This is a genomic window from Cellulosimicrobium funkei (genome assembly GCF_900155925.1).
Classification (GTDB): domain Bacteria; phylum Actinomycetota; class Actinomycetes; order Actinomycetales; family Cellulomonadaceae; genus Cellulosimicrobium; species Cellulosimicrobium funkei.
The window spans coordinates 463,130-475,779 of the sequence record NZ_FTMI01000001.1 but is presented as its reverse complement, the minus strand read 5'-3'; the positions used below and the strand labels follow the sequence as shown (position 1 = coordinate 475,779).

General features: G+C 74.6%; 10 protein-coding genes. 5 read left to right on the top strand and 5 right to left on the bottom strand.

Features of this window, described 5'->3' with window-relative positions; all coding sequences use genetic code 11:
* Positions 1-23 precede the first annotated feature (23 nt).
* Positions 24-1,406: an acetyl-CoA C-acetyltransferase gene (locus BXA05_RS02040; RefSeq protein WP_021482930.1), complete on the bottom strand. Its 1,383-nt coding sequence runs from the start codon at positions 1,404-1,406 to the stop codon at positions 24-26.
* A 285-nt stretch (positions 1,407-1,691) separates the two neighbouring features.
* Here BXA05_RS02040 and BXA05_RS02035 point away from each other — a divergent pair, with 285 nt between their 5' ends.
* Both BXA05_RS02035 and BXA05_RS02030 read left to right on the top strand, forming a co-directional pair.
* Entirely contained in the window at positions 1,692-2,435 is a 744-nt protein-coding gene (locus tag BXA05_RS02035) for a TetR/AcrR family transcriptional regulator (protein WP_241005685.1), read from the top strand.
* Positions 2,432-4,564 (top strand): acyl-CoA dehydrogenase family protein, encoded by a 2,133-nt coding sequence (locus tag BXA05_RS02030; protein ID WP_076403605.1) that lies wholly within the window; start codon positions 2,432-2,434, stop codon positions 4,562-4,564. Before BXA05_RS02035 ends, BXA05_RS02030 begins: the two co-directional genes overlap by 4 nt.
* Positions 4,565-4,844: 280 nt before the next feature.
* On the opposite strand, the gene BXA05_RS20365 is transcribed toward BXA05_RS02030, so the two are convergent.
* The gene (locus BXA05_RS20365; RefSeq protein WP_076403603.1) at positions 4,845-5,927 is read right to left on the bottom strand and encodes a DUF2599 domain-containing protein; all 1,083 of its coding nucleotides are present in this window, start codon (positions 5,925-5,927) and stop codon (positions 4,845-4,847) included.
* Entirely contained in the window at positions 5,924-6,364 is a 441-nt protein-coding gene (locus BXA05_RS02020; protein ID WP_061267120.1) for an NUDIX hydrolase, read from the bottom strand. The genes BXA05_RS20365 and BXA05_RS02020 overlap by 4 nt, the downstream gene beginning before the upstream one ends.
* A 247-nt stretch (positions 6,365-6,611) precedes the next feature.
* Between BXA05_RS02020 and BXA05_RS02015 the strand changes: the two genes are divergently transcribed.
* From BXA05_RS02015 to BXA05_RS02005, 3 genes are read left to right on the top strand one after another with little or no spacing between them, the layout of a single operon-like run.
* A complete protein-coding gene (locus tag BXA05_RS02015) occupies positions 6,612-6,908 on the top strand; it encodes a hypothetical protein (RefSeq protein ID WP_143311005.1) in 297 nt (98 codons plus the stop codon).
* 27 nt (positions 6,909-6,935) lie between these two features.
* Positions 6,936-7,589: an ABC transporter ATP-binding protein gene (locus tag BXA05_RS02010; RefSeq protein ID WP_076403599.1), complete on the top strand. Its 654-nt coding sequence runs from the start codon at positions 6,936-6,938 to the stop codon at positions 7,587-7,589.
* Entirely contained in the window at positions 7,586-9,904 is a 2,319-nt protein-coding gene (locus BXA05_RS02005) for an FtsX-like permease family protein (protein WP_076403597.1), read from the top strand. The genes BXA05_RS02010 and BXA05_RS02005 overlap by 4 nt, the downstream gene beginning before the upstream one ends.
* Positions 9,905-9,973: 69 nt before the next feature.
* On the opposite strand, the gene BXA05_RS02000 is transcribed toward BXA05_RS02005, so the two are convergent.
* A complete protein-coding gene (locus BXA05_RS02000) occupies positions 9,974-11,437 on the bottom strand; it encodes an APC family permease (protein ID WP_076403595.1) in 1,464 nt (487 codons plus the stop codon).
* A 62-nt stretch (positions 11,438-11,499) separates the two neighbouring features.
* Positions 11,500-12,609, bottom strand: coding sequence for an EamA family transporter (locus BXA05_RS01995; RefSeq protein ID WP_083711411.1), 1,110 nt, complete (start codon positions 12,607-12,609; stop codon positions 11,500-11,502).
* Between the last annotated feature and the right edge of the window lie 41 nt (positions 12,610-12,650).

Below are 12,650 nucleotides of genomic sequence, written 5' to 3'. Positions count from 1 at the left end.
TGTTCCTCTCGGTCGTCGGGGCGTCAGGCGGCGTCGGTCGCGGGGACGGACTCGAGGATCGCGGCGACGCCGAGGCCCCCCGCGGCGCACACGGAGATCAGCGCACGCGCGGGCGCCCCGGTCTCGGCGGTGCGCTGCGCGAGGAGCTTGGCCGCCGTCGCGACGATGCGCCCGCCGGTCGCGGCGAACGGGTGGCCCGCGGCGAGCGAGGAGCCGTTGACGTTGAGCCGCGAGCGGTCGATCGAGCCGAGCGCGCCGTCGAGCCCGAGCTCGGTGCGGCAGTACTCGTCGTCCTCCCAGGCCTTGAGCGTCGTGAGCACGGTCGACGCGAACGCCTCGTGGATCTCGTAGAGGTCGAAGTCGCCGAGCGTGAGCCCGTTGCGGGCGAGCAGGCGGGGGACCGCGTGCGCGGGGGCCATGAGCAGGCCCTCGTGGCCGTGCACGAAGTCGACGGCGGCGGTCTCCGCGTCGACGACGCGCGCGAGGAGCGGCAGGTCGCGCTCGCGCGCCCACTCGGCCGAGGCGAGGAGGACGGTCGACGCGCCGTCGGTGAGCGGGGTCGAGTTGCCCGCCGTCATGGTCGGGGTGACGCCTTCCAGGCGCTTGCCGTACACCGGCTTGAGCGCGGCGAGCTTCTCGAGCGACGAGTCGGCGCGCAGGTTGTCGTCGCGCACGAGCCCGCGGAACGGAGTGACGAGGTCGTCGAAGAACCCGGCGTCCCACGCGGCCGCGAGGCGCTCGTGGCTCGCGAGCGCGAGCTCGTCCTGCGCCTCGCGCGAGATGTCCCAGCGGGCCGTCGTGATCGCCTGGTGCTCGCCCATCGACAGGCCGGTGCGCGGCTCGTCGGTCGCGGGCGTGAGGGGCGCGAGGTCGGCGGGGCGGACCTTCGCGAACGCCTTGACGCGCTGGCCGAACGTCTTGGCGTGGCTCGCCTCGAGCAGCGCCCGACGCAGGCCCTCGCTCACGGCGATGGGGGCGTCGGACACGGTGTCGGAGCCGCCCGCGACGCCCGACTCGACCTGGCCGAGACGGATCTTGTTCGCGACGGCGATGGTCGCCTCCAGGCCGGTCGCGCACGCCTGCTGGAGGTCGTAGGCCGGGGTCTGCGGGGAGAGCGACGACCCGAGCACCGACTCGCGCACGAGGTTGAAGTCGCGGGAGTGCTTGAGCACGGCGCCGCCGACGACCTCCCCGAGCCGCTCGCCCTGGAGACCGAAGCGCGCGACGAGCCCCTCGAGCGCGGCGGTGAACATCTCCTGGTTGCTCGCGGACGCGTACTTCTTGCCGGCGCGGGCGAACGGGATGCGGTTCCCGCCCACGACCCACGCGTCGCGGGGAGCGCCCGCAGGGGCGTCTTCCCGGGGGGACTGCTCGGGGGTCGGGCGGGGGCTGGTGCTGGTGGCCACTGTGCCTCACTTCCTGTCCGTGCTCGCTGCGCTGCGTTCGGTGCCGGCCCGGGAGAGCGCCTCGGCACGGCGTGCGCGAGGCGGGGGAGAGGACCGGTTGGTGTCCAATACCAAGAGTACCTGATACTCTCGGTTTCGTGAGTCGGGTCACAGGGCTGTGCCCTGCCCCGGCACGGCACCCGTGACGAGGTGCCGACGACATCGAGGTCGGGCGCAACGGAGGACGACGTGAACGCAGGTGCCGACGCGCGACCGGTCACCCGAGGGCGGGTGCAGCCGGCCGCGGTGGTCGACGGTCGGTCGACCCGCTGGGACGAGCACCGGGCGGCGCGCCGCGCGGAGCTCATCCGGGCGGCGAGCAAGGCGGTGCACCGGGGAGGCCCCGGGGTCTCCATGGACGAGATCGCGGCGGCGTCGGGCACGTCGAAGTCGATCATCTACCGCTACTTCGACGACAAGACCGGGCTCCAGGTCGCCCTGGGCTCCGCCGTCGTGGGGCAGATGCACGACGCCCTGACCCAGGCGGCCGAGGCCGCCGAGACGCCCAAGCGCGCGCTGCGCGCGATGGTCGGCGTGTACCTCGAGATGATCGAGAGCTCGCCCAACGTGTACTACTTCGTCACCCGGACGAGCGCCGTCGCGGGGACGGAGGAGCCCGCCGCCCAGCTCGCGGCGAGCGGCCTCACCCAGGGCGCGGGCGGCGCCGACCGCGCCCCGCTCGCCGCCTTCCTCGACTCGGTGATCGAGCTCGTCGCCGAGCCGTTCGCCCGGGTCACCGACGTCTCCCCGGCCGACGCCGCGGCGTGGGCCGCGGGCGCCGTCGGCTTCGTCCGGGGCGCCGGCGAGTGGTGGCTCGCCCACCGCGAGCGCGCCGACGTCCCCGACCGCGAGCAGCTCACCGAGCGCGTCGCCGCGTGGCTGTGGGCCGGCCCCGTCGGCGTCCTCTCCCACAACCCGGGCACGACCCGCCCGGACGCCGTCCGCCCTCCGCACCCGGCGACCGCCTCAGACCCCAAGGAGAAGCCATGACCGCCACGTCCGACCGTCCCGCGCTCGCACCGCGCACGACGAGCGCCGGCGACGCGGGCCCGACGTCGCAGGGCGACGCCCGCGTCGACGTCGCCGCGCTCGAGAAGATCCTGCTCGGCCGCTGGGCCGACCTGCGCGCGACGGCGCGCGCGACCGCGGGCGAGGAGGCGTTCCAGCGCGTCGAGGGCCTGAGCCTGCGTGAGCACCGCGAGCGCGTGCTGGAGCAGATGCACCTGCTCGTGGGCAAGGGCCAGGTGTGGCGCGGGTACCCGGAGCGCCTCGGCGGCGCGGACGACGCGGGCGGCAACCTCGCCGGGTTCGAGGAGCTCGTCGCGGCCGACCCGTCGCTGCAGATCAAGGCGGGCGTGCAGTGGGGGCTGTTCGGCTCGGCCATCCTGCACCTGGGCACGCCCGAGCAGCAGGACCGCCTCCTGCCGGGCGCCATGGACCTCTCGGTGCCGGGTGCGTTCGCGATGACGGAGATCGGCCACGGGTCCGACGTCGCGAGCATCGCCACCACGGCGACGTACGACCCGGAGACCGAGGAGTTCGTCATCCACACCCCGTTCCGCGGGGCGTGGAAGGACTACCTCGGCAACGCGGGCGTGCACGGCGTGGCCGCCGTCGTGTTCGCGCAGCTGATCACGAAGAACGTCAACCACGGCGTGCACGCGTTCTACGTGCCCATCCGCGACACCGCGGGCGAGCGCGACGAGCTCGGTCGGCTGCCCTTCCTGCCCGGCGTGGGCGGCGAGGACGACGGCCAGAAGGGCGGGCTCAACGGCATCGACAACGGGCGCCTGCACTTCGACCACGTGCGGGTCCCGCGCACCGACCTGCTCGCCCGCTACGGCTCGGTGGACGCCGACGGCACGTACTCCAGCCCCATCGACAGCCCCGGGCGCCGCTTCTTCACGATGCTCGGCTCGCTCGTCCAGGGTCGCGTGTCGCTCGACGGCGCCGCGGTGACCGCGGCGAAGCTCGGCCTCGCGATCGCGGTGCGGTACGCGAACGAGCGCCGCCAGTTCACGGGCGCGACGCCGACGGAGGAGGTCGTGCTCCTCGACTACGGCACGCACAAGCGTCGCCTGATCGTCCCCATCGCGGAGACCTACGCGGCGCACTTCGCGCACGACCGCCTGCTCGACCTGTTCCACTCGGTGTTCTCCGGTGAGGAGGACACCCCGGAGCAGCGCGAGGACCTCGAGACGACGGCGGCCGCGCTCAAGGCCACGAGCACGCGGTTCGCGCTCGACGTGCTCCAGGAGACGCGCGAGGCGTGCGGCGGGGCCGGGTTCCTCACGACCAACCGCATCACGAGCCTGCGCGCCGACCTCGACGTGTACGCGACGTTCGAGGGCGACAACACCGTGCTGCTCCAGCTCGTCGCGAAGCGCCTGCTCGCCGACTACGGCAAGCAGTTCAAGGGCATCACCCCCGGCCAGATGGCGCGCGTCGTCGTCGAGCGTGCGGGCGACATGGCGCTGCACCGCACGCCGCTCAAGCGGGCCGCCCAGGCGCTCGCGGACGTCGGCGACCCGCGCCGCGCGGCCGGCCACCTGCGCGACCCCGAGACGCAGCGCGCGCTGCTCACCGACCGGGTCGAGACGATGGTCGCGGACGTCGCGCAGGCGCTGCGCCCCGCGCAGAAGGCCGACCCGGAGACGGCGACGAACCTGTTCAACGCCCACCAGGTCGAGCTCGTCGAGGCGGCCCGCGCCCACGCGGAGCTGCTGCGCTGGGAGGCGTTCACGCAGGCGCTCGACACGATCGAGGACGCGGGCACGCGCGAGGTCCTCACCACGGTGCGCGACCTGTTCGGCCTGAGCCTCGTCGAGCGGCACCTCGCCTGGTACCTGCTCAACGGGCGCCTCTCGACGCAGCGCGCGCGCACGGTGACGAGCTACCTGGACCGCCTCATCGACCGGCTGCGTCCGCACGCGCAGGACCTCGTGGACGCCTGGGGCTACGGCCCCGAGCACCTGCGCGCGACGATCGCGACCGGCATCGAGAAGGAGCGCCAGGACGAGGCGCGCGACTACTACCGGCGCCTGCGCGCGAGCGGCGACGAGCCGCGGAGCGAGAAGTCGCTGCGCAAGGCCGCGAAGGGCGGCCCGCAGGCCCGCTGACCACCCCGGCGTCGTCCTCGGCGCCACCCCGGAACGTCCTCGGCGTCGCAGGCGGAGCGGTACCGCTGCCGAGGGTCAGGCCCGGGCGGCACGACGTCCACCAGCCGTCGTGCCGCCCGGGCCGTTGCCGTCTCGGTCTCGTTCTCCGTCTCGGTCGCCGAGCACGAGGTTCCTCTCGTTCCGAGGCACATGCCGACAGGAACCTCGTGCTCGACGGGGAGGGACGTCGTGCTCGGCGGCCGAGCCGGTGCGCGGGCCGCAGTCGGGACGACGGCGGCGGTCAGGCGGGGTTGCAGCGCGCGGACATGGTGGCGAGGAGCCCGACGTCGGGCCGCCAGGGCTCGAGGTTCCACGTCGCCTTGTCCGGGGCGCCGACGGCGTGGCACACGAGCTGGTCGTGCATCGTCGGGGTGTCGGCCTCCGGCTCGGCGGCGACGACCTGCGCCCACACGAGCTCCTGGCCCGCCTGCCCCGCGGCGCGGGCCCACGCGGTCGGGTCGACGGCGAGCGACCGGCCGCCCTCGCGCTCGCCCCAGTCGGTGCTCCGCACCGCGCGCGTGCCGAGCGGGACGACGACCTCCCACGCCCCGGCGTCGTCGGTCGTCGCGGTCCCGTCCGGGTCCCCGTCGGGAGCGCCCGCCGCGTCGCCCCCGCCCGGCGCCGTCCCCGCCGTACCCGCCGTCCCCACGAGCGTCACCTCCGCGCGGTGGGCGTCGACGAGCGCGACCCGGACGCGCGGGGTCCCGGGTGCGGGGGTGTCCGCCGCGGGGCCGGCGTCCGTGCCGTCGGCCGTCCCGCCCTCTGCCCCGCTCGCCCCGTTCGCACCGTCGGCGCCGTCCGCGCCGGGCGTGCCCGGCGCGCCGTGCCGGCCCACGACGCGCGGGGCGCCGAGCCCGCCGACGGGCGTGCCGCCGTCGTCCAGGACGGTGAGCGTGCCGTCCGCGTGGCGCACGAGCGAGCCGCCCTCCACCGAGACCACGGCGGCGGCACCCGCGAGGGCGAGCGTGACGTCGGACGCACCCTCGGCGTCGGCCGTGACCCGAGGGGGTGCCGCCCCGCCCGACGCCGGCGGGGGCACGGCGATCTCGACCGTCGCCGTCCCGACGGGGACCCGCAGGGACGCGAGCTCGGCGTCGCCGCTCCGGTCGCCGTCCGGGTCGTCCGCGGCGCGGCCGTCCTCCGTGGTGGCGCCAGGGCCGGGGGACGGGAACCGCGCCGGTGCGGACGTCACCACGTCCGGGTCCGGCGGCGGGGTGCCGGGCGTGCACGCGGCGAGCGCGACCGGGACCAGGACGCCGACGGCGAGCGCGCCCAGCACCGTCGTCCCGGGCCGCCCGTCGGCGACCCGGCGCGGGCGGGTCACGACGGCACGGGGAGCAGGCCGGCCCAGCGGCGGGCCACGTCGACCAGGCCGACGCGGTCCAGCGCGTCGACCTCGTCGGGCGTGAACCAGCCGACGTCGTCGGTCGACTCGTCCTCCTCGACGCGCAGCTCGCCGCCTACCACGTGGGCCCGGTAGACGATGCGGATCGCGTGCAGCGACCGGTCGCGGTCCTCGGGCCGGATCCGGTCGGCGGCGTCGATCACGAGGCTGTCGACGCCGAGCAGGCCGTCGAGCTCGACGTCGTAGCCGGTCTCCTCGCGCACCTCGCGGACGGCCGCGGCGGCGGGGTCCTCGCCCGGGTCGATGCCGCCGCCGGGCAGCGTCCAGCCGCCGCGGTCCCCCTCGCTCCAGTGGGGGAGGAGCATCCGGCCGTCCTCGCGGACGACCACGGCGTAGGCGGCGACGCGGATCTGCATGGACCCATCATGCGCGACGGGCTCCCTCCGTCCGGCGCGGTGCGTCGGTCCCTCGGCTCCCCGGGGCCAGCTCGGGGCGCTGGTCGGTGACGGAGCCCGCCGCCCGCCCCGGGAGGCGACGTCGTCGACGGACGTCCGTGTCAGCATGTGGAAGGTCCCCCCGAGCACGCGGGCGGGAGAGGACGATCCTCCCGTTCGTCCCAGGGGGGGGCGTCAGGAGGGGGACATCGCGATGAGGCGAAAGATCATGGCTACCGTGACCGCGGCGGCACTGGCCCTCGGAGGGGCCCTGCTCGTCCAGGGGTCGGCGGAGGCCGCGCTGTGGGCGAACTGCTCGGGGCAGATCCTGAGGAACGGCGCCGGTCAGAGCGCACCGCGGATCTCGTGCACGACCGTCGGTCCTCGGAGCGAGGCGCGCGGGAAGCTGGACTGCACGGCTGCGCCCGACACGGCCACCGCCTGGGTTCGCGCGTACCAGAGCTCGACCGGGGGCTTCTGCCTGTTCGGCGCCCGCGGCTACTCCTACGAGGTTCGCGGGTACTAGCGACCACGGCGTCGTAGGGAGCAGAGCATGACCACGGTCGAGTTCCGGGATGCGACGCTCGTGGTGGGGAGGGGGCGCGTGGCGCGCCCCCTCTTCCGCGGGTTCTCACGGGTGTTCCGCGCAGGGTGCGTGACGGCCGTCGTCGGCCCGTCGGGGAGCGGCAAGACCAGTCTCCTGCGGGCCGTCCTCGGAGAGGTGCCGCTGTCGGCCGGGTCGGTGCACGTGGCCGGGCGAGACGTCGGTCGGCTCCGGGACAAGTCTGCGCTTCGACGGACCTCGGTCACGACGATCGCGCAGGACCTCAACCTCGTCGACACCCTCACGGCCGAGGAGAACGTCCTGTTCGGGCTCAGGGTGGCAGGGGTCCGCGGTGCCGAGGCCCAGGTCGAGGGCTGGTTCGAGCGGCTCGGCATCGCCGACGTCCGTACCATGCTGCCGACGACGCTCTCGGGCGGCGAGCGGCAGCGGGTCGCGATCGCGCGTTCCCTGGCGTCACCACATCCCGTCGTGCTCGCCGACGAGCCGACGGGAGCGCTCGACGAGGAGAACACCCGCATCGTCGTCGAACAGCTCAAGTACTTCTCGTCCGAGGGAAAGTGCTGCATCGTCGTCACGCACGACCCCGTCGTGGCCGCGGGTGCCGACGAGGTCGTGGCGTTCCACGAGGGCTTCGTGGGATGAGAGCCGTCACCCCCGCGGGCCTGGGCGTGCGCAACCTGCGGGGGCTGTGGCGGCACTCCGCGTTGCTGGCGGTCGTCGTCGCGGTCGTCGTCGCGGGGACGTTCGCTGTGTTCTCGGTGCGCGGCAGCGCCCAGTACTCCGGTGAGGAGCTCGCGCGCATCGCCATGGGCGAGGCGGACCTCCAGGCACGCTTCGCGGGGGGCGACGTCGCGTCCGTGCCCGAGGTCGAGCCCGGGCCCGGGACCGGCATCGCTCGCGTGCTCACCGACACCGACCTGCGCACGACGCTCGTCGCGGGCACCGCGTCGCAGATGCTCGACGGGCGGGTCGTCGCCTACGAGGACCCGATGACGACGGGGATCGTCACCTTCGCCCGCGACGTCTCCGGCTCTCCCGAGCTCGCGCTGTCCCCGGCAGCGGCCGACCGCCTCGGGGTCGTCCTCGGAGACACGGTCGGCGTCCGGACTGCCGGGTCGACCGTGACGCTGACCTTCACCGACGAGGTGCGGTACGCCGGCGCCACCGACGCCGCGTTCTTCCTGATCTCCCCGGCCGGGGCCGACGCAGCGCAGCTCGAGCAGATCGTGGACGGCGCGTCGAGCTCCTTGACTCCCCGATGGCTGGTCGAGAGCACGGACCCGCTCGTGACAGGCCAGCGTCTGCGCGACCTGGGGCTCACGGTGGCGACACGAGGCGGCTTCACGGCTCAGCCACCGACGGACCTGGTCGACGTCGATCTCGTGCTGGGCGGTGTCGGGCTGGTGGCCGCCGGCGTCCTCGGCGCCACGACGGCCTCGCTGGCGCAGGCGCGCGGGCGCCAGGACGCGATCCTGCGCGCGCTGGGTGCGACGAGGCGCGAGCGGCGGACGGTGTGGTCGGTCCACGCGGGCGCGGCAGCGGGAGGTGGTGCGGCGGTCGGCCTCGTGCTCGGGGCAGTCGTGACGCACGTGGGCGTCGCGCTGCTCTCGGGCGTCGTCCACCAGGACTGGGGCGGCATCGACTACGCGTGGCTCCCGGGGATCCTCGCCGCTGCGCTCGCGAGCGCTGCCGTGCTCGTGGTCGTCGTCGGCGGTGTCCGTGAGCCTGCCGCGGCAGGGGAGCCGGCTCGTGCGAGGGGACCCGCGTGGACGCGCCGCGGTGGCTACACGGTGCGTGTGGCCGCACGCCTCGCGACCCGATCCCGGGGACTTCGGAGGGTCGGGGTGGTCGTCGTCGGCTCGGCGGTCGCCGTGAGCTGCGCGGGTCTGGCGACGGTGGAGGCCGCCCGGGAGAGGGCGGTCACGGCCTACGTCGCGGCGGTGCCCGTCGGCGATGCGGAGCTCCGGACGGGCCGAGCGCTGACCGACGCCGAGCGGTCGGCGATCGAGGTGAGCGGCAACCTCCGGGTGATCGACGACGCACGGGCGTCCTTCACGGTCGACTCGGCGGGCACGGACGTCCCGGTCGTCCTCGAGAGCGACTTCACCCGGTGCGCGCGCGCCGGGGCCGTCGACGACTGCCTCGACCGAGCAACCCTGCAGGACGACCGGTCGGTGCTCCTGGTGGACGGCGCCGACGAGGCTGCGGCGCTCCTCGGTCGAGACGTCACGGCCGAGGAGAGGAGCGCGCTCGACGAGGGGGACGGGCTCCTCCTGGTCGAGCCGGACGACGACGTGGTGCTCGTGCCGCCACCCGGCTACAGCGAGTCCGAGACGGACTTCCGCCGGGCGCTCGATCCGGTCGCCGTCGACGGGTACGCGACGTTCGGCAGGCTTCCGGCCCTGATCGTCTCCGCGGAGCGCGGGGTGGAGCTGGGGCTCTTCGAGGAGAGGAGCGGGCTGGGGTTCTCCTTCCTCGTCCCTCAGACCGGGGCGATCGACGAGAGCGTCGTCCGGACCGCGCTGCCGGCAGACGTCTCCGGCACCGCCGAGCTCGTCGTCGAGGCCGGGCCGCCTCTCGTCGGGATCCTCGACACGATCGCCCGCACCACGCTCCTCGTCGGCAGCGGGCTCGTCGTCCTCGTCGTCCTCCTCCTGGTCGCGGCCTGGGCAGAGGACAGCGCGCCTCAGCTGCGCGCCCTGGCCGCCGTGGGAGCACGTCCGCGGATGCTGCGCGGGGTCCTCGTGCTGCGCAGCCTGGTGTCGGTCCTCCCCGCGGTGCTGCTGGGCCTCGGGACCGCCGCGGTCCTCGCGGGCGCGTTCGCGCTGGTCGCCGGAGCCCGTCCCTCCGGGGCGGGAGACGCGTGGTGGCTACCGGTGCTCGTCGCGGTGCTGGGGGCGGGCGCCGCCGCGTGGCTCCTGGCTCCCGTGCCGCGGCAGTCTCTCGCGCGGCGCTGAGGCGGGTGGCGCGGCCGACCGTCGGTCCCGCGGTGCCCATGCGCCTCCCGCCGAACGGCGGGTCGTCGGTCACTCGTCGTCGATGCCGTCCTCCAGGCGGGACACGTCGGAGAACGCGATCCGGCGATGGCGCACCGAGCGGTTGTAGAGCCACGTGACGAACGAGAGCACGACCCCGAGGGCCACGAGCGCGCCCGCGATGACGTACTGCTCCTGCTGCTCGGCGCTGCGGGCCCACGGCCCGGCGAGGTACGCGCACGTGAGGGCGCCGAGCACCGCGAGCCAGGTGCGGGTGCGGAAGTGCTCGTGGTCGACGCGGTCGCGGCGCAGCACGAGGAGCGCGATGTTGACGATCGTGAAGACGACGAGCAGGAGCAGCGACGTCGTCCCGCCCAGCAGGGCGACCGCGTTGGTGCCCGCCGCGGTCCCGGACTGCCGCACGACGTACACGATGAGCGCGAACGCGATGGCCGTCGTCACGAGGATCGCGACCCACGGCGTGCGGCGGAACGGGTGCACCTGGCCGAACGCACGCGGCAGCACGCCCTGGTTCGCCATCCCGTAGAGCAGGCGGGACGCCATGAGCATGTTGATGAGCGCCGAGTTCGCGACGGCGAACATCCCGATGAACGGGAAGATCGTGTCGAACGGCAGGTTCGGCGCGCCCGCCGCGACGACCTGCGTGAGCGCCGACCCCTTGGCGTCGTCCGTGAGGTCGCCCACGGGGACGAGCGCGACGGCGGTGATCGCGACGAGCACGTAGATCGCGCCCGTGATCGAGAGTCCCGTGAGCATCATGCGCGGGAAGTCCCGCACGGGGTTCTTGCACTCCTCCGCCATGTTCACGGAGTCCTCGAACCCGACCATGGCGAAGAACGCGAGCGTCGTCGCGGCGGTGACGGCGAGGAACACGCTCTTGTCGTCGGCGCTCTCGAACACGACGACGCGCGAGAAGTCGGCGCGGCCCTGCGTCGTCGCCCACAGCCCCACGAAGACGACGAGCAGGAGGCCGGACAGCTCGACGAGCGACAGCACGACGTTCGCCTTGACGCTCTCACCGACCCCGCGCAGGTTGACGAGCGCGACGAGGGCCATGAAGGCGAGGGCGATGAGCAGGCGGCCGTCGCCGCCCGTCGGCAGCCCGAGCCCGAACCCGTCGGAGACGAACCCCGCGAACGCGTTGGACGCCGTGGAGGCCGAGGTGATCCCGGAGCTCATGACCATGAACGCGACGACGAACGTCAGCAGGTGGATGCCGAACGCCTTGTGCGTGTAGAGCGCGGCGCCGGCGGCGCTCGGGTACTTCGTGACGAGCTCGAGGTAGGAGAACGCGGTGATCGTCGCGACGACGAACGCGAGCAGGAACGGCAGCCACGCCGCCCCGCCGACCTCGCCCGCGACCTGGCCGGTGAGCGCGTACACGCCCGTGCCCAGGATGTCCCCGACGATGAACAGCAGGAGCAGCTTGGGCCCCATGACGCGCTTGAGCTCCGGTTGCTGCCGTTCCTGCGTGCGGCCCGCGGTCTCGCTCATGAGAGGCTCCTTCGCGTCTCGGACGTCCCGGACTCCCATGGAACCCCCGCGCGGGCGTCCTGTCAGCGCGAACGCGCGCGTGTCGCGGTCGGACCGTCGGTCGCGGTCGCGTCGGGGCGCCCGGGAGCGGGCGCAGAGGGCGGGCCTGCCGCGAGGGAGGACGGCACCGCGACGGAGGGCGCCCCCGCGTCGGGCACGACCGCCGTGCCGGGCGGGCGCTGTCGCCCCAGGACGCCCGTCGTCGTCGCGACGCCCAGCAGGAGCACGGCACCGCCCACCACCTCGGCCGCGTTCGGCACCTCGTCGAGCACGAGCCACGCGGCGAGCATCCCGACCGGCGGCACGAGCATCGTGAACGGCACGACCGCCGACGCCGGGTACCGCGCGAGGAGCGTGTTCCAGATCCCGTAGCCCACGAGGCTCGCGAGCCAGGCGGTGTAGAGGGTCGACAGGACCGGCGCGAGTGTGAGGTGGGTGAGCGCGTGCCCGACGGCGTCCGGCCCGTCGAGCGCGAGCGACAGCCCGAGCATGGGGACCGGCACCACGAGCGCCGACCACACCGTCATCGACAGCCCCTCCAGCCCCGGCCGCGGGGAAGAGCCCCGCCCCGCCGAGGCAGACCCCTGGTCGCCCGAGGTAGAGCCCTGGGTGCGCGAGGTAGAGCCGTGGTCACGGCGGCTCCCGGCGCGTCGGGCGACGACGTTCCCGACCGCCCACGACGCCGCGGCGGCGAGCGTCACGACGAACGCGAGGGCCGGCGTCGAGGCGCTGCGGCCCACGCCGACGACGACCAGCCCGGCGGCGCCGACCAGCACGCCCACGAGCTGCGCGCGCGTCGGGACCTCGCGCAGCGCCGCGGCGGCGAACAGCACGGTGAGCCCGACCTGGGCCTGGAGCACGAGCGACGCGAGCCCGGCGGGCATGCCGAGCGCGAGCGCGGTGTACAGCAGGCCGAACTGGCCGAGGCTCATGAACGCGCCGACGAGCAGCACGTCCCGCCACCGCGCGCGGGGCCGCGGCACGAGGAACACCGCCGGGACCAGGACGACGAGGAAGCGCAGGGCGACGAACAGCGTCGGCGGCATGTCGCCGAGCCCCAGGTCGATGACGACGAAGTTCACACCCCAGACGACGGCGACGAGGACGGCGAGGAGGGACGGGCGAAGCGGCATGGCATCGAGGGTGCGCCCGCAGCATCGTGCACGTCCAGCGC